This is a genomic window from Lysobacter sp. A378 (assembly GCF_054052125.1).
The window spans coordinates 1066239-1087523 of the sequence record NZ_JBSVRK010000002.1; the positions used below are offsets into that span (position 1 = coordinate 1066239).

Below are 21285 nucleotides of genomic sequence, written 5' to 3' on the forward strand. Positions count from 1 at the left end.
CTGTCGAAGGGCTGGGCACGCTGGCGCTGCGCCGGTCCCCGCAAGATGAGGGCTCCGGGCCGCAGAGACAACTGCGCGAAGCCGCCAAGCGTATCAGGGGCCGAACCTCGACACGAACATGGCCTCTCCTTGCCCTGCGACGGTGAGCCGCCAGCCAGCGCGCATCGGGCACTGCACCTAATCGTCTGGATCGTAACGAGTCGCCGCCCTCACCACATCACCGGGGAATCCGCGGCGCATCAGCATGTCCGCTGCCTTGCGACGTAGCGACAGGTCCTCCGGGACCGTATCGCCGTAGCGGCGACGGACCAGGTCACGGGCATTTTCGGTCCAGTCGCCTTCAAAGGTATCCATCGCCGTAAGGATGGCATCGCTGTCCAGCCCGTGCGTACGCAGTTCGGCGCGGATATGGATTGGCCCGTAGCTCCCCCCAACGCGAGCCCGGACCAGACTTTCCGCAAAGCGGCCGTCATCCTGCCAGCCCGCCTCGGTGAGCTTGTCCACGACGACCAGGACTTCGTCCGCATCAAGCCCTCGCGAGGTCAACTTCGCGATCAGCTCCTTGCGCGAGTGCTCGCGGCGCGTCAACAGGCCAAGCGCCCGGTCGGTCACGCTGGCCGGCGGGCGCTTGCGGCCTCGACCCGCTCCAGCCGCCGAGCCGGTGCCGGTGTCAAACAGGCCGCCATCGCGGCCATCGTCGTCAGGGCGTTCGTCCTGCATGATTCTGTCGTAAGAGGCGATCAGGCCTCCGCTTTCTCCGCTTTACCGGCCTTGGCGGATTTCGCCGGCTTGCGACTCACGGCATCGTCCGCCTTATCGTCCGATCCCGCATCAGCCAACGCCGGGTTGGCCTCCGCCGGCACCAGTAGTTTGCGCAGCGCCGCCTCCAGGCCCTCGGCCAGTGCCGGGTTGTCTTTGAGGTATTGACGGGCGTTCTCCTTGCCCTGGCCGATACGCTCCTCACCCATGCTGTACCAGGCGCCCGCCCTGTCGACCAGCTTTGCCTCCAGGCCCATTTCGATCAACTCGCCCTCGCGCGAGATGCCTTCGCCGTACAGGATCTCGGTGAATACCTGCTTGAACGGCGGTGCCAGCTTGTTCTTGACCACCTTGATCTTGGTCTGGTTGCCAATGATCTCATCGCCTTTCTTGACCGCTCCGATGCGGCGGATGTCCAGGCGCACCGAGGCGTAGAACTTCAGGGCGTTGCCACCCGTGGTCACCTCGGGGCTCTGGCCGGGCATCATCTGGCCGATCTTCATACGCAACTGGTTGATGAAGATCACCAACGTGCCCGAACGCTTGATGTTGCCGGTCAGCTTGCGCAATGCCTGGCTCATCAGACGAGCTTGCAGGCCGGGCAACTGGGCGCCCATTTCGCCCTCGATCTCGGCACGAGGGGTCAGCGCGGCGACGGAGTCGACCACCACGATATCGACCGCCGCCGACCGTACCAGCATGTCGGCGATTTCCAGCGCCTGCTCGCCGGTGTCGGGCTGCGACAGCAGCAGGTCGTCGACGTTGACACCCAGTTTGGCGGCATAGATCGGGTCGAGTGCGTGCTCGGCATCGATGAACGCAGCGGTGCCGCCGGCCTTCTGGCACTCGGCGATCGCTTGCAGGGTCAAGGTGGTCTTGCCGGAGGATTCCGGGCCGTAGATCTCAACCACCCGTCCCTTGGGCAGGCCGCCGATGCCAAGCGCGATATCCAGCATCAACGAGCCGGTGCCGATCACCTCGGCCGCTTCGACCACCCGGTCGCCCATGCGCATGACCGAGCCTTTGCCGAACTGCTTCTCGATCTGCCCCAGTGCCGCGGAAAGAGCTCGCTTCTTGTTCTCGTCCATTGTGGGTTTCCTTGCTGCCATCAGTTGAGTGGATCCAGACTACGTGGGGCCGGTCGCACGGATTGCGACACAGCCACGACTACGACACTAAGATTGGTTCGCGGTACCGGCCTATCATCCCCGGCGCCGTCTTCGGGTCGGAAAGCGCCGCGCCCCGGCTCGGAATCAGCGGTGGTTTATCTGCCACGACGCACCAATCCGCAATACAGCCCCTCTATGGCAAAGTCCTGGTCCGGCTGGACCTCGATGGGCTGGTAATCGGGATTGCGTGGCAACAGCCGGATCCGGTCCTTGCCGACCTTCAGCAGCTTGACCGTGATTTCATCGTCGATGCGGGCAACGACGATCTGCCCGTTTCGCGCCTCCGGGGTGCGATGGACGCCAATCAGGTCGCCATCGAAAATCCCCTCGTCGCGCATCGAGTCACCCTGGACCTTGAGCAGGTAGTCCGGCGACGGGAAGAAAATGTTGCGATCCATCAGTACGTAGTCATCGGACCCGATATCCGCACCAATCGGTGTGCCTGCGGCGACCCGTCCCAGCACCGGCAGCCGCAACGCTTCTTCCACCGCCGGCCCCGGCATGCCCCTGGCATTGCCGTTGCCGCTGTTATCGCTGCCTTCGGGCACGGCCGGGCCAAGCACCCGGATCCCGCGGGCCTTGCCAGGCAACCGGCTTATCGCCCCTGCCTGCTCCAGAGCGTCCAGATGGTATTGCGCCGCCCGTACGCCGGCAAAACCCATCGCCCGGGCGATTTCGACTTGTGACGGCGGCACCCCTTCCTCGGCGATGCTATCGACGATCAAGGCAAGGATGGCTTGCTGGGTTTCAGTGAGCGCGTTCATTAGCAGTAATACTACTAACGATGATCATGACGATGCAAGCGTTGCCCGATATCCGGCGTTGCCGGCGGCGCGACGGGTCAGGCGGCAGCCAGGTCGAGCAGCCCGTGCAGCGCCGCCGCGACGGTCTGTCGACGCACCGCCTCGCGGTCGCCGTCGAAATGGAACACCAGTGCGGTCGGATACCCGCCCCGGCGCTTCCAGGCAATCCAGACTGTTCCAACCGGTTTGTCCTCGATCCCGCCGCCAGGGCCGGCAATGCCGGTCACCGCCACGCCAAGACTTCCTCCGGAATGCACCAGGGCACCGGAGACCATCTCGATCGCGGTTTCGCGACTGACCGCACCATATTCCTCCAGGGTGCTGGCCTGCACTCCCAGCATCGCCTGCTTGGCCTCGTAGCTATAGGCGGCAATGCCGCACTCGAACCACTCCGAGGAACCCGGGATATCGGTCAGGGTCTTGGCGATCCAGCCGCCGGTACAGCTCTCGGCGGTCACCAGTCGATGGTGATGCTGGCGTGCCGCCGCGGCAACTTTCCCGGCGAGTCGATGAAGGGCGGCGTCGGAGGCGTCTTTGCTCATGGACGGACTATAGCGGGCGGACGCCATCGCCACGTAACAAAAAGCCGCAGGAGCGCGATCAGCCGCTCCTGCGGGTTCAAATCAACCCCGCCGGTCAGTCACTCCTGTCAGTAACGTACGCGCAAGGTCATGCCGTAGGTGCGCGGTGCCCCGGGAAAGGCGTTCCACGCGTCCGCCTGCAAGGGCGCGTCAAAGCCGACCTGGATGTAGTCCTCATCGGTCAGGTTGTCCGCCCACAGCTCCAGCATCCAGCTGCGGTCGCTGGCACCGATGCCCACGCGCATGTTGGCGGTCGTGTAGGCGCGCTGCACCTTCTGCGGATCAAGGTCGGAGCCGGTGTTGGAGTCGGACGTGTGCTTGGCGCCAATGTTGAAACGGCCGATCAGGTTGGCCCCGATATCCTGCTCGTAGGTGACCGAGGCCGTGCCCGACCACAGCGGCGCGAAGCTGGCACGACTGCCGGGCAACAAGGCCAGGTCGTCATCCGGCAGCGGATGGTTGCCATACTGGGTATCGGCGTACATCAACCCGCCCTGCAACAGCAGCCCGTCAATGCCGGTCTGCCAGATCATCTCGGCGTCGACGCCCTGCGACACGACTTCCGGAATCGCCCGCACCACGAAGCTGGTACCCAGGAAGCTGTTGAGCTGGAAGTCGGTGTAGGTCTGATGGAACAAGGTCGCGTTGAGCAACAGGTCGCCGCCGGCCCAGGTGGTACGTGCACCCAACTCATAGCTGTCGACAAACTCACCCGGGAACGAGGTGTCGTCGACCGGCGTGATCCCATTGGTGCCGCTGGACAGGCCATTGGACGACTGCACCCGGTCCAGGTTGAAACCGCCGGCCTTGTAGCCGCGCGCGGCCGACAAGTAAGTCATCACCTGCTCGTTCCAGCGATAAGCGGCCTTCACCGTTCCGGACCATTCGCTTTCGTCACGCGACTGATTGGTCACCCGACCGTTATGCAGGGCATTGGCCCAGGGCAGGCACATGTAACCGGCGACCTGCGGCGCCGCGCCGGGGACCACGGCACCCAGCAACGCCGCCTGGGTTTCCGGCGGCAAACTCGCGAAGCCGTTGATGCGCGAGGCGATCGCAGCGCCTACGCGCCCACCCGGGTTGGCCAGGGCCGCGCCGCAACCCACGGAGCCATTGGGGTTGCTGTAGATCGACGAAAGGTCTTTCTCCTCGCGGGTGTAGCGCAGGCCCAGGGTCAGGTCCAACGCGTCGGTGGCGTGCCAGGTGTTGTTGGTGAACAACGCCAGCGCACGCGACTCCTGCTCATACAGGTCCAGCGCGCCAAGACCGGCGAAGTTGGTCCCGAATGGCTGGCCGCTGACCTGCGACATGAACAACGCCGGGTTCGACATGTCCACCGTCAGCCCCATCGGCGCCAGGCCGGCAGCGACCGCGCCCAATACCTGACTGCCCACCAGGGTCGACAAGTAGGGCTCGTAGGCCGCGCCGATCCGGTAGGAGTCGTTGCGGTCCAGGTCCTCGTTGGCATAGAACAGCCCCACCATCCAGTCGACACTGTCGGTCGCGCCGGTCAGGCGAAATTCCTGACTGAAGGTCTCGAAGCCGGTGAACGACTCGTCCGGGTCGGCCTTGCGATACAGGATGTCGGCACTGCTGAAGTCGAAGTCCAGCCCGTTGATCGCCTCCCAGCTGCGAAAGGCGGTAATCGAGGTCAACTCGGCGCCGCCGGCCCACGGCGTCACCCAGTTGGCCTCGGCCGAGATGCCCTTGTCCTTGATGTCCTGCTCGGTGCTGCGGTTGCTGTAGGCGACCCGCGCGAACGGATCCACGGTCGGGCTGACACCTTCGCCGCCGGCCAGTGCATTGATCACCTGCATCGGCGCGTTGTATGGCAGTCCCGGGGTGGGATTGCGGGCGATGGTGACGCCGGTGCAGCAGTTTTCCTCGCGACTGGTGAAATCGGCGATGAAGTTGATGTCGAAGGTGTCGCTCGGCTCGAACAGCAACTGGCCGCGCAACGAGTGGAAGTTCTGGTCGTAGTCCTCGGTCTCGGTGCGCGGACCGCCGCCGGTGTGCACGTCCATGAACCCGTCGCGCTTGCGCTTGGCGGCATAGATGTTGAACGCGGCGTTCTCACCAATGGGCGAGTTGAACGAGGCCGCCGCGCCGAGCGCGTTGTAGTTGCCGAAGGTCAGCTCGCCCTCGACCTCGGTGGTGTAGCTGGGCCGGCGGGTAATCACGTTGATCACACCAGCCGAGGTGTTCTTGCCGAACACGCTGCCTTGCGGGCCTTTCAACACCTCGATGCGCTCGATCTGGCCGAGGTCGCCAAAACCGACACCGTTACGCGGCCGGTACACGCCATCGATCACCACCCCGACCGACGATTCCAGCCCCGGGTTGTCACCCACCGTGCCGATGCCGCGGATCCGCGCGGTGGTCTGCACGGCGCTCTGGGTACTGGTGACGGTCAGACCGGGAACCAGCAATTGCAGGTCCTTGATATCGCGCACCCCGGTGTCCTGCAGCAACTGCTCGGGCAACACGGTGATCGCGATCGGCACGTCCTGCAGGGCTTCCTCGCGCTTCTGGGCGGTGACGGTGATACCGGCCAGCGTAGTGGCGCGTTCGTCGTTGGTCGTCGTCGTGGCCGAAACCGGTTCGGCTGGTGCTTCCTGCGCCATCACCGGCGCGTTGGCCAGTGTCGCCAGCGCTACTAAAACCGATGTGGCAAGCAACGTACGTGCAGGCCTTGCAGTTCCCATGGTGTCCCCTCCCAAACGGCGATCAAGTCAAGTGCGCGCCGTCTTCGCGGCGGCAATGTACGGGCCACTGTCACCACTGGCCACGTGGGGGACTTGGCCAATGGCGGCGTGATGGAAGCCCGCAGGCGAACCGTAGCACGTTCCATACGCAACGGAACGGTGTCACATAACGAGTCTTGGCGGCGGCTGGCGACCACCGGCTGGCATACTTGCCAACCCATGGCCGATTACCTCGAGCGCCATCCGGCCCCACCGCCAGACCCCGGAAATCCGTGCCCATCTCGAACACCGCAACCGCCCGCGACAACGACGCCCACACACCGCTCATGCGCCAGTTTTTCAGCGCGAAATCAGAGCATCCCGACGTCCTGCTGTTCTTCCGGATGGGCGATTTTTACGAGCTGTTCTACGACGACGCCCGCAAGGCGGCGCGGCTGCTCGACATCACCCTGACCCAGCGCGGCAACTCGGCCGGCCAGCCGATCCCGATGGCCGGCGTGCCCCACCATGCGGCCGAAGGTTATCTGGCGCGGCTGGTGGCATTGGGCGAGTCGGTGGCCATCTGCGAGCAGATTGGCGACCCGGCGGCGAGCAAGGGGCTTGTAGAGCGCAAGGTCGTGCGCATCGTCACCCCCGGCACGGTCACCGATGAGGCGTTGCTGAGCGAGCGTCGCGATACGCTGCTGCTGGCGGTGTCACGCAACAAGCACGGCTACGGGGTCGCCTGGGCCGATCTCGCCGGCGGCCGTTTCCTGGTCAACGAAGTCACCACGGCGGACGCCCTGGAAGCCGAGCTGGCACGGCTGGATCCCGCCGAGACCCTGTGTCCCGACGAAGATGGCTGGCCGGAATTCGTGACCGGGCGTCGCGGCATGCGCCTGCGAGCCCCGTGGCTGTTCGATACCGACAGTGGCCGTCGCCAGTTGCTCAAGTTCTTCGCCGTGCATGACCTGTCCGGGTTTGGACTGGAAGACAGGCCGTTGGCGATCTCCGCCGCGGCCGCGCTGCTCGGTTACGTCGAGGAAACCCAGAAGCAGCGCCTGCCGCACCTGACATCGATAGCGGTCGAGTCCGGCGACGGCGCCATCGCGATGAATGCCGCGACCCGCCGTCACCTGGAGCTGGACTCGCGCATTGATGGCGACAACCAACACACCCTGCTCGGCGTGCTCGACTCCACCGTCACCCCGATGGGCGGGCGTCTGCTGCGACGCTGGCTGCACCGTCCGTTGCGCGACCACCCTGCCCTGCGCCACCGCCACCAGGCCATCCAGACGCTGGTTGAATCAGCAACCGATCAGTCCGTGCGCGAGCGGTTCCGCGCCCTTGGCGACCTGGAACGGATCCTCACCCGCATCGCCCTGCGCAGCGCGCGCCCACGCGACCTGTCGACCCTGCGCGACGGACTGGGCCTGCTGCCGGAGCTGCGCGGCGTGCTCGCGCCGCTGGACTCGCCGCTGCTCAACGAGCTGACCGCCGAGCTTGGCGAGCATGACCAGCACGCCCACCTGCTGCAGTCCGCGATCGTCGATCAGCCGCCAGTGCTGGCCCGCGATGGCGGTGTGTTCCTTGCTGGCTATGACAGCGAGCTGGACGAGTTGCGCACGCTGTCCACGACCGCTGACCAGTTCCTGGTCGACCTGGAAGCGCGCGAACGCGAGGCCAGTGGCATCCCGACCCTGAAGGTCGGCTACAACCGCGTGCACGGCTATTACCTGGAGGTCAGCAAGGCCCACGCCGCCAAGGCACCGACCCACTACACCCGGCGCCAGACCCTGACCAACGCCGAGCGCTACATCACCGAGGAGCTCAAGGCGTTCGAGGACAAGGTGTTGTCGGCCCGCGAGCGCTCGTTGACGCGCGAACGATTGCTGTACGCGCAGCTGCTGGACATCCTCGCCGGGCAACTGGAACCACTGAAGCGCTGCGCGGCCGCGTTGGCGCAGCTGGATGTGCTGGCCTGCCTGGCCGAGCGCGCGCAGGCACTGGACTGGTCACAGCCGGAGTTGTCCAGCCAGCCCGGCATCAGCATCGAACGCGGTCGCCACCCGGTGGTGGAGGCGGTGCGCAGCGAGCCGTTCGAGCCCAATGACCTGATGCTGCATGAAGACCGCCGGATGCTGGTCATCACCGGTCCCAACATGGGCGGCAAGAGCACCTACATGCGCCAGAACGCGCTGATTGTGCTGCTGGCCCACATCGGCAGTTTCGTTCCCGCGTCACGTGCCGTGATCGGCCCGATCGACCGCATCCTGACCCGCATCGGCGCCGGCGACGACCTCGCTCGCGGCCAGTCGACCTTCATGGTCGAGATGAGCGAGACCAGTTACATCCTCCACCACGCCAGCGCCCAGTCATTGGTCCTGATGGACGAGATCGGGCGCGGCACTTCAACCTACGACGGGCTGGCGCTGGCGGAGGCCTGTGCGCGCCATCTCGCCCACCACAACCGCGCCTACACCCTGTTTGCGACCCACTATTTCGAGTTGACCGCCCTGGCCGGCGAGCCCAACAACACCGGCGGTAGCGGCATTGCCAACGTGCACCTGGATGCGGTCGAGCATCGCGACCGCGATGGCGGCGACACGCTGGTATTCCTGCATGCGGTGAAGGACGGGCCGGCCAACCGCAGCTTCGGCTTGCAGGTTGCGGCGTTGGCGGGACTGCCACGATCGGTGATCAAGCAGGCGCGCGGGCGGTTGGCCGAGCTGGAACAGCAAAGTCGCGATGCTCCCAAGCCCTCGATGTCCGCCGCCGCGCTTGAACAGCCGCAACAGGCCGGCTTGTTCGCGCCGCGCTCGGCCGCCCTGGATGCGCTGGCGACGCTCGATCCCGACGACCTGAGCCCCAAACAGGCACTCGAAGCGTTGTACCGGATCAAGTCGCTGACGTGACGTCGCGGGCATGCGTTCGCCGTTAGGATGGATCTTCCGACCCCACAGGTAACCCTCCCATGACCACCCTGACCAACGATCTCCTGCAGCAGTTACAAGGCCAGCCCATGTCCCAGTTGAGCCAGAAGCTCGGTCTGGACACCGAACAGACTGCCAGCGCGGTGTCGGCGGCGTTGCCGCTGCTGATGGGCGCATTGGGCCGCAATGCCAGCCAGCCACAAGGCGCACAACAACTGCTGGGTGCGCTGCAACGCGATCACGGCGGGCTGGACCTGGGCAGCGTGTTGGGCAGTGTTATGGGCGGAGGCGGCAACGGCGGCGATATCCTCGGACACGTACTGGGCGGACGCCAACAGACGGCCGCGCAGGGGCTGGGCGCCGTCACCGGACTGGATGGCGACCGCGCCGGATCGCTGTTGAAGATGCTCGCCCCGCTGGTGATGGCCTTCCTCGCCAAGCAGATGGGCAGCGGCGGCAACGCGGCGGCCACACCACAAGCACTGGAGGGCCTGCTGGGCCAGGAACAGGCGCAGATCCGCGAACAGGGCGGCATCGGCGGCGGCCTGCTCGGAGCGGTGCTTGACCAGGACGGCGATGGCCAAGCCGGCCTGTCCGATCTGTTGAAGATCGGCGGCTCGCTGTTCGGCGGCAAGCGCTGACGGCGCGACGTTACCCGGCGCGACATTGCCCAGCGTGATACCACGCCGCGTGGTGTCGCCCGACGCGGGTTACAGCGAGTCGATATCCCCCAGCGCCCGGATCAATCGCCGGGCGCGTTTGTCGGGCTTGGACCTGGGCGCCTCGTAGCCGGTCCGCGTCGCCGCTCGCACGGCCCGGAGTTCGGCCCGGGCCAGTTGCGAGGCTTCGGACTCCTCGTACAGACCCTGCGCCACACTGGCCGCGCCACGCTTGCCACTCAGCGCCCGCACCGTCACCTCGAAGGTTTCTTCGGCACGCGTAATCCGCAGCGCGTCGCCGACCCGTAGCGCACGCGCCGGCTTGGCCCGCTGCCCATCGACCTGGACCTTGCCGGTCTCGACGGCCTGTTTTGACAGCGCGCGATTCTTGTAGAACCTGGCCGCCCACAACCACAAGTCGAGACGGACGGTCGCAGCGGATTGATCAGTGGTCATCGCAGACGAATGTAGCCCAAACAGGCCGGATCCAAAAACAGAAAAGCCACCTCGAAGGTGGCTTTTCCGGGAATCGATACGAGACCGAATCGGATTACTTGGCGGCTTCCGCGGTGGCGGCGGCCGCAGCGGCCTTCGCCTCTGCCTTGAACTTGGCAGCGCCAGCGAGATCTTCCTTGATGCGCGCCTTGCGACCTTCCAGACCACGCAGGTAGTACAGCTTGCCAGCGCGAACCTTGCCACGGCGCTTGACCTCGACCGAGTCGATCACCGCGCTATGGGACTGGAATACGCGCTCGACGCCGAAGCCGTGGGAGATCTTGCGCACCGTGAACGCCGAGTTCAGACCGTTGTTCTTCTTCGCGATGACCACGCCCTCATAGGCCTGGACGCGCTCGCGCGTGCCTTCCTTGACCCGGACGTTGACGACGATGGTATCGCCGGGGCCGAATACCGGCAGCTCGCGCTTGATCTGCTCGGATTCAAACTCTTGCAGCAGCGTATGGATCGAGGGCTTGTTCATGGACTTGGCCTGTTGGAGTAGTTGTAGCGCGAGTGCACGTGGACCCGCGTCTGGCGTGATAACAGCTAAGCCCGCAATTATAGCGGGGATTTCCGCCCGGATGCCACTCCATGGCGGGAAGGGCCGTGACGGTCGCGCAAGGTGGCGAGAAACTGTCGATCGGCCGGCGACAGGTCTGCCTTGTCGAGCAACTCCGGCCGGCGTTGCAATGTCCGCAACAATGATTGTTGCCGTCGCCAATTGGCGATGTGGGCGTGGTTGCCCGACAACAGCACCGGCGGCACTGCTCCCAACTCATGCTCCACCGGACGTGTGTAGTGCGGGCAATCGAGCAAGCCATCCTCGAAGCTGTCCTGGACGGCGGACTCGGCGTCGTTCAACGCGCCTTCCTGCAACCGGGCAACCGCGTCGATTAGCACCGCCGCGGCCAGTTCGCCGCCGGACAGGACGTAATCGCCGATCGATATCTCCTCGTCGACCTCGGCTTCCACCACGCGCTCATCGATCCCTTCATACCGCCCGCACAGCAGCACGATCCGGTCGCGCTCAGCCAGCTCGTGCACCTTGGCCTGGGTGAGTGGCACGCCCTGCGGGGTCAGATAGATCGTCTTGACGGGTGCCGGATCGGCGGCACGAGCAGCGCGCAGGACGGCGCGCAGCGGGTCGATCAACATCACCATCCCGGGACCGCCGCCAAATGGGCGGTCATCGACGCGGCGATAGCTACCCTCGGCGTAATCCCGCGGGTTCCAGCCATGCAGCGATAGCAGGCCGCGTTCTCCCGCCCGACCGGTCACGCCAAACGCGGCGCATTGGGCGATGAAGTCGGGGAACAGGCTGATGACGTCGATGCGCATGCAATGATCGTAAGGGTTGTTGGCCCGCGGTGTGACACGGCGGCGTGCGAAAGGGGTTCGCGGGTGGTTGAGGCCACGAATCGCGTTAAAACTCCGGGTCCCAATCGACGGTGATCACTCCCGCCGCGATGTCGATCGCCGTGACGTATTGCGGTTGCACGAAGGGGATCATCCGTTCGCGCTCGGCATCGCGGGCCACCAGGACGTCGTTGGCGCCGGTCGAGAACAGGTGTGAGACTCGGCCCAGGTCGACGCCATCGACGGTCACGACGCCCAGCCCTTCCAGATCCGCCCAGTAAAATTCGCCGGGTTTCGCCGTCGGCAATGCGTCGCGGGGAACGTGGATTTCCAGGCCCTTCAGCAGTTCGGCGCCATCGCGATCGCTGACACCGGGAAAGACCGCGACCACGTGCTTGCCGGTCTCGCGACCTTGCACACCGCTGATCTCACGCTCATTGCCATGCGCATCGCGCAAGGTCCAGGGCTGATAGCCGAAGATTGCGGCCCGTGGCTCGGTCCACGACTCGAGCCTCACTTCACCGCGCAAACCAAGGGCGCCAAGCACCCTGCCAAGGAGGATGCGGCGCCCGGAGTCGTTCATCATTCAAGCGGTCGCGCGCAGGACGCGCGACCTGCAACTCAGGCGACGGTCGCAGCTGGCGCTTCGGCCGGCGCATCGGCCAACTTCAATGCTTCGCGATACAGCACGGCGACCTTTTCGGTCAGCTGCGCGCCGGTACCCAGCCAATGCTGGACGCGCTCGGTGTTCAGCTCGATGCGCTTCTCGCCACCGGCAGCAACCGGGTTGTAGAAACCGACGCGCTCGATGTTGCGGCCGTTACGGGCGCTGCGGCTGTCGGTGACGACGATGTGGTAGAAGGGGCGCTTCTTGGCGCCGCCGCGAGCCAGTCGAATCTTGACCATGATCTGTTGTGTCCTGTGGTGCCCAGTCGCCAGGGTGGCGAGGTAAGCCTGCGATTATATAGGGGTCTGCGGCGCCAGGGGAAGTCTTTGCTTGCTTGTCGCAAGCCCTCATCCGCCCTTCGGGCACCTTCTCCCGTAAACGGGAGAAGGTAATCAGAAGCTTGTACGGCGCTTAGAAGGGCATGCCGCCGCGTCCGCCCATCATTCCCTTCATGCCGCGCATCATGCCTTTCATGCCGCCACGGCCCAGCTTGCCCATCATCTTTTCCATCTGCTGGTACTGCTTCATCAGCTTGTTGACGTCGGCCGGGGTCACTCCGGCACCACCAGCGATGCGTTTGCGCCGCGAGCCATTCAGCAACGCCGGGTTGCGACGCTCTTTCTTGGTCATCGAGTTGATGATCGCCACCAGCCGCGGGACTTCCTTGCCGGTGACCTGCGCCTTCACCGAGTCCGGGATCTGGCCCATGCCGGGCAGCTTGTCCATCAAGCCGGTGATGCCGCCCATATTCTGCATCTGCTCAAGCTGGTCGCGCATGTCGTCCAGGTTGAACTTCTTACCCTTGGCGACCTTCTCGGCGAGCTTTTGCGCCTTGTCCTGGTCGACCTGCTGCTCGACCTGCTCGACCAGCGACAACACATCGCCCATGTCGAGAATGCGGCTGGCGACGCGCTCGGGATGGAACACGTCCAGGCCGTCGGGCTTCTCGCTGACGCCGATGAACTTGATCGGCTTGCCGGTGATATAGCGCACGCTCAACGCCGCGCCGCCGCGCGCGTCACCATCGGTCTTGGTCAACACCACGCCGGTCAGCGGCAGCGCCTCACCGAAGGCCTTGGCCGTGGCTGCCGCGTCCTGGCCGGTCATCGAATCGACCACAAACAGGGTCTCGACCGGCTTGGCCACCGCATGCAGCGCCTTGATCTCGGCCATCAACGCCTCGTCGATCGCCAGCCGGCCGGCGGTATCGACGATCAACACATCGGCGTAGGACTTGCGTGCGTCCTCCATCGCCGCGCGCACGATCGCTTCGGGCTTCTGGTCGGCGCTGGACGCGAAAAACAGGACATCGACCTGTTCGGCCAGGGTCTTCAACTGCTCGATCGCTGCCGGGCGATAGACGTCGGCCGACACCACCATCACCTTCTTCTTGCGCTTGTCCTTGAGGTGCTTGGCGAGCTTGGCCACGGTGGTGGTCTTGCCCGCGCCCTGCAGGCCGGCCATCAGGATCACCGCCGGGGCGGGCACGTTGAGGTTGAGTTCGCTGGCCTGCGAGCCCATCACCGTGGTCATCTCATCGCGCACGACCTTGATCAGGGCCTGGCCCGGAGTCAGCGACTTCAGCACTTCCTGGCCGACCGCGCGGACCTTGATCCGCTCGATCAGCGCCTGCACCACCGGCAACGCAACGTCGGCTTCCAGCAACGCGATGCGGACTTCGCGCAGCGATTCGCGGATGTTCTCCTCGGACAGGCGGCCGCGGCCACGCAAGCGCTCGATGGTGCCGGACAGGCGCTGGGTCAGGGATTCGAACATGCGGCACTACCTGCGGAAAGGAAACAAAAGCGGGCCGAAAGTATAGCCCGAGGGGCGGATCTCCCGGCGCCATGCGAACATAAACGGGTATCCCGCAGGCATCACGATGGACCCGACCCCACCCACTCCCCCGGTCACGCCCGGTTTGCCCACCGCCCCGGACCCGTCCCTGCCACCGGCGGGTTTGACCGGCGCCACCGGCCTGGCAGGCCTGTCGCCCGCCTACTTCGGCATGGTCATGGCGACCGGCATCGTTTCGCTGGCTTGCCACCTGCTTGGGTTGCCGCGCATCGGCCAAGGGCTGTTCGCGCTGAACGCGATCCTCTACGTCGTGTTGTGGTGCTTGTACCTGACCCGGCTGGCCCGTTACCCGCAAGCCTTCCGTCGCGACCTGGGCGACCATCTTCGCGGGCCCGGATTTTTCACCATCATCGCGGCGACCAGCGTACTGGGTAGCCAATGCCTGGTCATCGGCAACAGCATCATCGGCGGGCTGCTCGCGTGGGCGCTGGCGTGCCTGCTGTGGCTGGGCTTCACCTACACGATCTTCGCGCTGCTCACGGTCAAGAAGGCCAAGCCGACCCTGGATCGCGGCATCAATGGCGGCTGGCTGCTGGCGGTGGTGGCCACCCAGTCGGTGGCCGTGCTCAGCGCCCTGCTCGCCGGCTACATCGGGCCGCCGTGGCAACTGGAATTCAACTTCCTGGCCCTGTCGATGTGGCTGTGGGGCGGGATGCTCTACATCTGGATGATGTCGCTGATCTTCTATCGCTACACATTCTTTGCCTTGCGACCCACCGACCTGGAGCCGCCGTACTGGATCAACATGGGCGCGATGGCGATCTCGACCCTGGCCGGCTCGCTGCTGGTGGTCAACGCAACCGACGCGCCCCTGCTGCTGTCGATGCTGCCCTTCCTGAAAGGGTTCACGGTGTTTTACTGGGCCACCGGCACCTGGTGGATTCCGATGCTGCTGGTGCTGGGGGTGTGGCGCTACGTCATCAACCGGACCTCGCTGCGTTATGACCCGCTGTACTGGGGCGCTGTGTTCCCGCTGGGCATGTACGCCGCCGGCACCCACGAGATGATCCTCGCGCTGGACCTGCAATTCCTGGCTTGGCTGCCGATGACGTTCATGGTCATTTCCCTGTTTGCATGGGCGGCGGCATTCGTCGGCGTATTGCACCGGTTGCTGGTACGCCGCCGCCATGGCTATGCGACACTTCCGCGATGACAATCGTTCTCATCGCCGTCGTGTTGTACTTCATCGCCACCGGGCTGCTGGTGATCGGCATCAGGCATGGCGAACGGCCGGGCAACAGCTGGTGGTGGGTGGCCATCGTTGCCGTGGCACTGCATGCCAGCGCGCACCTGCTGGCGTGGCGCGGCACCGGCGGCGCGGACATGCATTTTTATGCCGCCCTGTCGCTGGTCAGCCTGGGCATGGCGGCGCTGACCGTCATCGTCGGCATGAAGGGGCGGATGGCCGCGCTCGGCGTGGTGGTCTTCCCGCTCGCCGCGATCGTCCTGACCGGGTACCACCTCCACGGACATCGGCCGCCGGAACCGCTCGGCTGGCGCCTGCAACTGCACGCCTGGACCGCCCTGCTCGCCTACGCCACCCTGGCGATCGCCGCGCTGCTGGCAGTGATGCTGTGGTTGCAGGAACGCGCGCTGCGCCGGCGCAGGATCCATGGCCTGCTGCGCGCGTTGCCGCCCCTGGCGGAGCTGGAGATCCTGTTGTTCCGCACCATCAAGGTGGGCTTCGTGCTGCTTTCGGCGACCTTGCTGACCGGCGTGCTGTTCGTCGACAACCTGTTTGCGCAGCATCTGGTCCACAAGACCGTGCTCAGCGTGCTGTCGTGGGTGGCCTTCGGCGGCCTGCTGATGGGCCGCTGGCGCTATGGCTGGCGTGGCGCGGTCGCGGTGCGCTGGACATTGACGGCGATGGTGTTGCTGGTGCTGTCGTTTTTTGGCAGCAAGTTCGTGCTGGAGTTGGTATTGGGGGTTGTGGGCGCGTAAGGCAGGGCGGGGCAATGCGCTTCGCTATTGCACCCTACGTTGTTGCCGCGTCCACCGCCTCGGCCAGCCGCTCCACCGCAACCACCTGCATGCCGCCGATCTTGCCGCTCCTGGGCGCGTTGCCCTTGGGCACGATCGCGCGCTTGAAACCGTGGGTGGCGGCTTCTTTCAGCCGGTCCTCACCATTGGGCACCGGGCGGATCTCGCCGGACAGGCCGACCTCGCCGAAGGCAATCGTCTGCTCCGCCAGCGGCTTGTCACGCAACGAGGACAATACCGCGAGCAATACCGGCAAGTCCGCCGCCGTCTCCTGCACGCGGATGCCGCCGACGATATTGACGAACACATCCTGGTCACCCACACCCACTCCGCCGTGCCGGTGCAGCACCGCCAGCAGCATCGCCATCCGGTTCTGGTCCATGCCGACCGCGACCCGCCGCGGGTTCGACAACGGCGACGCATCCACCAGCGCCTGCACCTCCACCAGCAACGGCCGCGTGCCCTCGCGGGTGACCATCACGCAACTGCCGGGTTGCGGCGTGCTGCTGCCGGACAGGAAGATCGCCGAAGGATTGGACACCTCGCGCAGGCCTTTGTCGCCCATCGCGAACACGCCCAGCTCGTTGACCGCACCGAAGCGGTTCTTGAACGCGCGCAGGACCCGGAACCGGCTGCCCGACTCACCCTCGAAGTACAGCACCGCATCGACCATGTGCTCCAGCACCCGCGGGCCGGCGATGCCGCCCTCCTTGGTCACGTGGCCGACCAGGAATACCGCGGTGCCGGTCTCCTTGGCATAGCGCACCAGTCGCGCCGCACTTTCGCGGACCTGGCTGACCGAGCCGGGCGCGGCGTTCAACGACTCGGTCCACAAGGTCTGGATCGAGTCGGCGACGATGAGCTTGGGCTGAGTCTCCACGGCCTGCTCGAGGATCCGCTCGACCCCGGTTTCGGCCAACGCGTACACCCCGTCCAGCGACAAGCCCAGGCGCGCGCCACGGCCTGCCACCTGGGCCAGCGACTCCTCGCCGGTGACGTACAAAGCCGGCAAAGACCCGGCCATTTTTGAAACCGCCTGCAGCAGCAGGGTCGACTTGCCGATACCCGGGTCGCCGCCGACCAGCACCACCGACCCCTGCACCATCCCGCCGCCCAGCACCCGGTCCAGCTCGACGATTCCGGTGGAGACCCGAGCCTCGCCTGTGTGACTGACATCCTTCAACGCCGTCACCTTGGGCGGATCGACCTTGCCCGCCCAGCCACTGCGCCGCGAAGGTGCGGAGGCCGCCCCCTTCAACGACGCCGCCGACTCGATCACGAACTCGCTCAGCGAATTCCACGCATCACACGCCGCACATTGCCCCTGCCACTTGTTGTGGTCGGCCCCGCACTCGGAACACACGTAGGCGACCTTGGCCTTGGGAGCCTGCTTGGCAGATGACTTACTGGGGAACGAGGACATGGACGCGAAGACCTGATGGACCGGCCATTACTTTAGCCTGCACGCGTCGCAAGGTATGAGATTGGGGGCCCGCCGCTTCATTCCTCGACGATCTTCGCCACCAGGCCCTCGGCGAGTGCCTCGGGGGCCATCTGCGCGGTATGCAAGTGGACATCCGGCCGCGCGGGCGGCTCGTAGGGCGAGCTGATCCCGGTGAAGTTGGGGATCTTTCCCGCGCGCGCCTGGGCATACAGGCCTTTGACGTCGCGTTGTTCCGCGACCTCCAGCGCCGTGTCCACGAACACCTCCAGGAACTCGCCTTCGTTGAACATGCTGCGGGCCATCTGTCGTTCGGCACGGAACGGCGAGATGAAACTGACCAGCACGATCAGGCCCGCATCGACCATCAACTTCGCCACTTCCGCCACCCGGCGGATGTTCTCGACCCGGTCCCCATCGGTAAAGCCCAGATCCTTGTTGAGGCCGTGGCGGACGTTGTCCCCATCCAGGAGGTAGGTGTGGTGACCCATCGCCAGCAAGCGCTTCTCCACCAGGTTGGCAATCGTGGACTTGCCGGATCCGGACAGTCCGGTGAACCAGACGCACCGCGATTGCTGATCCTTGATCCGCGAACGTGCCGACTTGTCGACGTCGAGGTGTTGCCAGTGGATGTTGGAAGCACGTCGCAGCGCAAAGGCGAGCGTCCCCGCAGCGACCGTGGCATTGCTCTGGCGGTCGATCAGGATGAAGCCACCCAACTCGTGGCTGTCGGCATAACTTTCAAAGGCGATCGGCTGGTCAAGGTAAAGATTGCAGTAGCCCACTTCATTCAGCTCCAGCGTCTTCGCAGCCAGCTCCTCCTGGGTGTTGACGTCGACCTTGTGCTTGATCCCGGTGACCTGGGCGCCAACCGTGCGGGTGCCGATCTTCAACCAATAACGCCGACCCGGTAACAATGACGTCTCGCCGAGCCACAGCATGTGCGCCGCGAACTGGTCGGCGACCTCCGGCAGGTTGCCGGCCGCCGCAATGACATCGCCGCGGCTCACGTCGATCTCGTCGGCCAGGGTCAGGGTCACCGCCTGGCCGGGCCGGGCGAAATCCAGGTCGCCGCCCGCGGTGACGATCGCGGCCACCCGCGAACGCTGGCCAGAGGGCAACACCGCGATTTCGTCACCCACCACCACCGGGCCGGAAACCACGGTGCCTGCAAATCCACGGAAGTTCTGGTCCGGGCGGCAGACCCATTGCACGGGCAAGCGGAAGCCGCCGGTCCGGGTCACGTCGCTGACGTCGACGGTTTCCAGGTGCGGCAACAGCGGACTGCCCTGATACCACGGGGTCGCGGCCGAGCGCTCCAGCATGTTGTCTCCGTTGAGCGCCGACAGCGGGATGCAGGTGACATCGGGAATGCCCAATTGACCGACCAGCACGCGATAGCTCGCGGCGATCTCATCGAAGACCTTCTGGTCGTAATCCACCAGATCCATCTTGTTGACCGCCAGCACGACGTGGCGGATGCCCAGCAGCGAAACGATATAACTGTGTCGACGGGTCTGGGTCAGCAGGCCCTTGCGCGCATCCACCACCATGATCGCCACGTCGGCGGTGGACGCGCCGGTGGCCATGTTGCGGGTGTACTGCTCGTGGCCGGGGCAGTCGGCAACGATGAACTTGCGCTGGTCGGTGGAAAAAAACCGGTACGCGACATCGATGGTGATGCCCTGCTCGCGCTCGGCGGCCAGGCCATCGACCAGAAGCGCGAAGTCGACCCCTTCGCCCTGGGTACCAAACTTGCGACTATCGGCGGCCAGCGCGGCCACCTGGTCGTCCAGCAGGCACCGGGTGTCATGCAACAGTCGCCCGATCAGCGTGCTCTTGCCATCATCGACGCTGCCACAGATGATGAGGCGCAGCAGGCTCTTGGTTTCGTGCTGTTGCAGGTAGGCGGCGATGGCGGCCTGGTCGCGGTCAGGCAGGCTCATCAGAAGTAGCCCTCCTGTTTCTTCTTCTCCATCGAGGCCGATGGGTCCTGATCGATCACCCGTCCCTGGCGCTCGGAGGTGATGGACACAAGCATCTCGGCGATGATCGCCTCCAGCGTGGTGGCCTCGGACTCGATCGCGCCGGTCAGCGGGTAGCAGCCAAGGGTCCGGAACCGGACTTTCTTCGTCATCGGCGTCTCACCGGGCCGCAATGGCAGCCGGTCGTCATCGACCATGATCAGCGCGCCATCGCGCTCCACCACCGGACGTTCCCGGGCGAAATACAGCGAGGGCACCGGGATGTTCTCGCGGAAGATGTACAGCCAGACATCCAGCTCGGTCCAGTTCGAAATCGGGAACACGCGTACCGACTCGCCCTTGTGGATCCGGGTGTTGTAAAGGTTCCACAGCTCGGGGCGCTGGTTCTTCGGGTCCCAGTAGTGCTGCCGGTTGCGGAAGCTGAAGATCCGCTCCTTGGCGCGCGATTTCTCCTCGTCCCGGCGGGCACCGCCAATGGCCGCGTCAAAGCCCCATTTATCCAGCGCCTGCTTGAGCGCCTGGGTCTTCATCACGTCGGTATGCACGGTCGCGCCGTGGCTGATCGGACCAATGCCCTGGGCGACCCCGTCGGGGTTCGTATGCACGTGCAGCTCGATCCCTGCCTCCCTCACACGACGGTCGCGGAAAGCAATCATCTCGCGGAACTTCCAGCCGGTATCCACATGCAGCAGCGGGATCGGCGGCCGGGCCGGATGGAACGCCTTGACCAGCAAATGCAACAGCACCGAGCTGTCCTTGCCGACCGAATACATCATCACCGGATTCTGGAACTCCGAAGCCAGTTCACGAAGGATGTGGATGCTTTCGGCCTCAAGCCGGTCGAGATGGGAGAGGCCGGGTGCATCAGGCATGGGTGTAATAGCCCCGATACCACTCCACGAAATTGGCCACGCCCTCCTCCACCGACACCTGCGGCCGGTAGTCCACGGCCTGGACCAACGCGGATACATCGGCTTCGGTGTCGGGCACGTCACCGGCCTGCAACGGCAGCAATTCCATCTTCGCCTTGCGGCCCAGGCACTGCTCCAGCACTTCGATATAGCGCAGCAACTCGACGGTGTCCTCGTTGCCGATGTTGAACAACCGGTACGGCGCGTTGCTGGTCGCCGGGTCCGGCGCGGCGGCATTCCAATCGGGATTCGCCACGGGCGGATTGTCGAGTGCGCGGACGATGCCCTCGACGATGTCATCGACGTAGGTAAAGCTGCGCTTGTGGTGGCCGTGGTTGAACACCTTGATCGGCTCGCCGGCCAGGATCGCCTTGGTGAACAGGAACAGCGCCATGTCCGGCCGCCCCCACGGGCCATACACGGTGAAGAACCGCAGCCCCGTGCTCGGGATGCCATAAAGATGCGCGTAACTGTGCGCCATCATCTCGTTGGCCTTCTTGGTCGCCGCATACAGCGTCAACGGATGCTCGGTGGACTGGTCTTCGGAGAACGGCATCGTGGTGTTGGCGCCGTAGACCGAACTGGTCGAGGCGAACACCAGGTGCTCGACGCCGTGATGCCGGCAACCTTCCAGGATGTGCAAGAACCCGGTGACGTTGCTGCTGACGTACACGTGCGGGTTCTGCGCCGCATAACGCACGCCCGCCTGCGCCGCCAGGTTGACCACCCGCTGCGGCTTGTGGGTCGCAAACGCCGCCTCGACCGCCTCGCGGTCGGCCAGGTCGGCCTGGATGTGGGTATAGCGCGGGTGGTCGGCAAACCGCGCCAACCGCGCCTGCTTCAGCGTCACGTCGTAGTAGTCGCTGAGGTTGTCGATGCCGATGACCTCATCGCCGCGTTCAAGCAATTTGAGCGCAACGTGCGAGCCGATGAAGCCGGCGGTTCCGGTGACCAGAATTTTCAATGTAATCCACTCTTTTTCATTGGTTTGTTTACCGCCCC

The 21285-nt window shown here is 65.1% G+C and carries 19 protein-coding genes; 4 read left to right on the forward strand and 15 right to left on the reverse strand.

Going from position 1 to position 21285, the window contains the following annotated elements:
- Nucleotides 1-177: 177 nt before the first annotated feature.
- From ACW7G1_RS10730 to ACW7G1_RS10750, 5 genes are all read right to left on the reverse strand, one after another.
- A complete protein-coding gene (locus ACW7G1_RS10730; RefSeq protein ID WP_456979702.1) occupies nucleotides 178-720 on the reverse strand; it encodes a regulatory protein RecX in 543 nt (180 codons plus the stop codon).
- Nucleotides 721-740: 20 nt separating this feature from the next.
- On the reverse strand, nucleotides 741-1847 hold the full coding sequence (recA, locus tag ACW7G1_RS10735; protein ID WP_456979703.1) for a recombinase RecA: 1107 nt from the start codon (nucleotides 1845-1847) through the stop codon (nucleotides 741-743).
- 176 nt (nucleotides 1848-2023) lie between these two features.
- The gene (gene lexA / locus ACW7G1_RS10740; RefSeq protein ID WP_456979704.1) at nucleotides 2024-2692 is read right to left on the reverse strand and encodes a transcriptional repressor LexA; all 669 of its coding nucleotides are present in this window, start codon (nucleotides 2690-2692) and stop codon (nucleotides 2024-2026) included.
- A 77-nt stretch (nucleotides 2693-2769) separates the two neighbouring features.
- Nucleotides 2770-3273 carry a CinA family protein gene (locus ACW7G1_RS10745; protein WP_456979705.1) on the reverse strand — a complete coding sequence of 168 codons (504 nt, stop codon included), beginning with the start codon at nucleotides 3271-3273 and terminating at the stop codon, nucleotides 2770-2772.
- A 107-nt stretch (nucleotides 3274-3380) separates the two neighbouring features.
- The gene (locus ACW7G1_RS10750; RefSeq protein WP_456979706.1) at nucleotides 3381-6017 is read right to left on the reverse strand and encodes a TonB-dependent receptor; all 2637 of its coding nucleotides are present in this window, start codon (nucleotides 6015-6017) and stop codon (nucleotides 3381-3383) included.
- A 326-nt stretch (nucleotides 6018-6343) separates the two neighbouring features.
- Between ACW7G1_RS10750 and mutS the strand changes: the two genes are divergently transcribed.
- Together mutS and ACW7G1_RS10760 are read left to right on the forward strand one after the other, a co-directional pair.
- Nucleotides 6344-8911 carry a DNA mismatch repair protein MutS gene (gene mutS, locus ACW7G1_RS10755; RefSeq protein WP_456979903.1) on the forward strand — a complete coding sequence of 856 codons (2568 nt, stop codon included), beginning with the start codon at nucleotides 6344-6346 and terminating at the stop codon, nucleotides 8909-8911.
- 59 nt (nucleotides 8912-8970) lie between these two features.
- The gene (locus tag ACW7G1_RS10760; protein ID WP_456979707.1) at nucleotides 8971-9570 is read left to right on the forward strand and encodes a DUF937 domain-containing protein; all 600 of its coding nucleotides are present in this window, start codon (nucleotides 8971-8973) and stop codon (nucleotides 9568-9570) included.
- Nucleotides 9571-9639: 69 nt separating this feature from the next.
- On the opposite strand, the gene ACW7G1_RS10765 is transcribed toward ACW7G1_RS10760, so the two are convergent.
- The 6 genes from ACW7G1_RS10765 to ffh all read right to left on the reverse strand — a co-directional run bounded on the left by ACW7G1_RS10765 (nucleotide 9640) and on the right by ffh (nucleotide 13885).
- Nucleotides 9640-10044, reverse strand: a complete 405-nt coding sequence (locus ACW7G1_RS10765) for an RNA-binding S4 domain-containing protein (RefSeq protein WP_456979708.1) — start codon at nucleotides 10042-10044, stop codon at nucleotides 9640-9642.
- Nucleotides 10045-10138: 94 nt separating this feature from the next.
- The gene (gene rplS, locus ACW7G1_RS10770; protein ID WP_456979709.1) at nucleotides 10139-10567 is read right to left on the reverse strand and encodes a 50S ribosomal protein L19; all 429 of its coding nucleotides are present in this window, start codon (nucleotides 10565-10567) and stop codon (nucleotides 10139-10141) included.
- A 77-nt stretch (nucleotides 10568-10644) separates the two neighbouring features.
- The gene (gene trmD, locus ACW7G1_RS10775) at nucleotides 10645-11424 is read right to left on the reverse strand and encodes a tRNA (guanosine(37)-N1)-methyltransferase TrmD (protein ID WP_456979710.1); all 780 of its coding nucleotides are present in this window, start codon (nucleotides 11422-11424) and stop codon (nucleotides 10645-10647) included.
- A gap of 85 nt (nucleotides 11425-11509) precedes the next feature.
- The gene (gene rimM / locus ACW7G1_RS10780) at nucleotides 11510-12025 is read right to left on the reverse strand and encodes a ribosome maturation factor RimM (protein ID WP_456979711.1); all 516 of its coding nucleotides are present in this window, start codon (nucleotides 12023-12025) and stop codon (nucleotides 11510-11512) included.
- Between the two features lie 38 nt (nucleotides 12026-12063).
- Nucleotides 12064-12348 (reverse strand): 30S ribosomal protein S16, encoded by a 285-nt coding sequence (gene rpsP / locus ACW7G1_RS10785; RefSeq protein ID WP_456979712.1) that lies wholly within the window; start codon nucleotides 12346-12348, stop codon nucleotides 12064-12066.
- 172 nt (nucleotides 12349-12520) lie between these two features.
- Nucleotides 12521-13885, reverse strand: a complete 1365-nt coding sequence (gene ffh, locus ACW7G1_RS10790) for a signal recognition particle protein (RefSeq protein ID WP_456979713.1) — start codon at nucleotides 13883-13885, stop codon at nucleotides 12521-12523.
- A 106-nt stretch (nucleotides 13886-13991) separates the two neighbouring features.
- Between ffh and ACW7G1_RS10795 the strand changes: the two genes are divergently transcribed.
- Nucleotides 13992-15119, forward strand: coding sequence for a tellurite resistance/C4-dicarboxylate transporter family protein (locus tag ACW7G1_RS10795; RefSeq protein ID WP_456979714.1), 1128 nt, complete (start codon nucleotides 13992-13994; stop codon nucleotides 15117-15119).
- On the forward strand, nucleotides 15116-15907 hold the full coding sequence (locus ACW7G1_RS10800; protein ID WP_456979715.1) for a cytochrome C assembly family protein: 792 nt from the start codon (nucleotides 15116-15118) through the stop codon (nucleotides 15905-15907). The genes ACW7G1_RS10795 and ACW7G1_RS10800 overlap by 4 nt, the downstream gene beginning before the upstream one ends.
- Nucleotides 15908-15941: 34 nt before the next feature.
- On the opposite strand, the gene radA is transcribed toward ACW7G1_RS10800, so the two are convergent.
- The 4 genes from radA to ACW7G1_RS10820 all read right to left on the reverse strand — a co-directional run bounded on the left by radA (nucleotide 15942) and on the right by ACW7G1_RS10820 (nucleotide 21247).
- Nucleotides 15942-17369 (reverse strand): DNA repair protein RadA, encoded by a 1428-nt coding sequence (gene radA, locus ACW7G1_RS10805; RefSeq protein WP_456979716.1) that lies wholly within the window; start codon nucleotides 17367-17369, stop codon nucleotides 15942-15944.
- Nucleotides 17370-17446: 77 nt separating this feature from the next.
- Nucleotides 17447-19333, reverse strand: coding sequence for a sulfate adenylyltransferase subunit CysN (cysN, locus tag ACW7G1_RS10810; RefSeq protein WP_456979717.1), 1887 nt, complete (start codon nucleotides 19331-19333; stop codon nucleotides 17447-17449).
- Nucleotides 19333-20244 carry a sulfate adenylyltransferase subunit CysD gene (cysD, locus tag ACW7G1_RS10815; protein ID WP_456979718.1) on the reverse strand — a complete coding sequence of 304 codons (912 nt, stop codon included), beginning with the start codon at nucleotides 20242-20244 and terminating at the stop codon, nucleotides 19333-19335. Before cysD ends, cysN begins: the two co-directional genes overlap by 1 nt.
- Complete coding sequence (locus tag ACW7G1_RS10820) at nucleotides 20237-21247, reverse strand: NAD-dependent epimerase (protein ID WP_456979719.1); 1011 nt, start codon at nucleotides 21245-21247, stop codon at nucleotides 20237-20239. Before ACW7G1_RS10820 ends, cysD begins: the two co-directional genes overlap by 8 nt.
- Nucleotides 21248-21285 lie beyond the last annotated feature (38 nt).

Bases quoted from the DNA above. Each gene is read 5' to 3' on its own strand.
- ACW7G1_RS10730 (WP_456979702.1), bottom strand. From the start codon at position 720: ATGCAGGACGAACGCCCTGACGACGATGGCCGCGATGGCGGCCTGTTT.
- recA (WP_456979703.1), bottom strand. From the start codon at position 1,847: ATGGACGAGAACAAGAAGCGAGCTCTTTCCGCGGCACTGGGGCAGATC.
- lexA (WP_456979704.1), bottom strand. From the start codon at position 2,692: ATGAACGCGCTCACTGAAACCCAGCAAGCCATCCTTGCCTTGATCGTC.
- ACW7G1_RS10745 (WP_456979705.1), bottom strand. From the start codon at position 3,273: ATGAGCAAAGACGCCTCCGACGCCGCCCTTCATCGACTCGCCGGGAAA.
- ACW7G1_RS10750 (WP_456979706.1), bottom strand. From the start codon at position 6,017: ATGGGAACTGCAAGGCCTGCACGTACGTTGCTTGCCACATCGGTTTTA.
- mutS (WP_456979903.1), top strand. From the start codon at position 6,344: ATGCGCCAGTTTTTCAGCGCGAAATCAGAGCATCCCGACGTCCTGCTG.
- ACW7G1_RS10760 (WP_456979707.1), top strand. From the start codon at position 8,971: ATGACCACCCTGACCAACGATCTCCTGCAGCAGTTACAAGGCCAGCCC.
- ACW7G1_RS10765 (WP_456979708.1), bottom strand. From the start codon at position 10,044: ATGACCACTGATCAATCCGCTGCGACCGTCCGTCTCGACTTGTGGTTG.
- rplS (WP_456979709.1), bottom strand. From the start codon at position 10,567: ATGAACAAGCCCTCGATCCATACGCTGCTGCAAGAGTTTGAATCCGAG.
- trmD (WP_456979710.1), bottom strand. From the start codon at position 11,424: ATGCGCATCGACGTCATCAGCCTGTTCCCCGACTTCATCGCCCAATGC.
- rimM (WP_456979711.1), bottom strand. From the start codon at position 12,025: ATGAACGACTCCGGGCGCCGCATCCTCCTTGGCAGGGTGCTTGGCGCC.
- rpsP (WP_456979712.1), bottom strand. From the start codon at position 12,348: ATGGTCAAGATTCGACTGGCTCGCGGCGGCGCCAAGAAGCGCCCCTTC.
- ffh (WP_456979713.1), bottom strand. From the start codon at position 13,885: ATGTTCGAATCCCTGACCCAGCGCCTGTCCGGCACCATCGAGCGCTTG.
- ACW7G1_RS10795 (WP_456979714.1), top strand. From the start codon at position 13,992: ATGGACCCGACCCCACCCACTCCCCCGGTCACGCCCGGTTTGCCCACC.
- ACW7G1_RS10800 (WP_456979715.1), top strand. From the start codon at position 15,116: ATGACAATCGTTCTCATCGCCGTCGTGTTGTACTTCATCGCCACCGGG.
- radA (WP_456979716.1), bottom strand. From the start codon at position 17,369: ATGTCCTCGTTCCCCAGTAAGTCATCTGCCAAGCAGGCTCCCAAGGCC.
- cysN (WP_456979717.1), bottom strand. From the start codon at position 19,333: ATGAGCCTGCCTGACCGCGACCAGGCCGCCATCGCCGCCTACCTGCAA.
- cysD (WP_456979718.1), bottom strand. From the start codon at position 20,244: ATGCCTGATGCACCCGGCCTCTCCCATCTCGACCGGCTTGAGGCCGAA.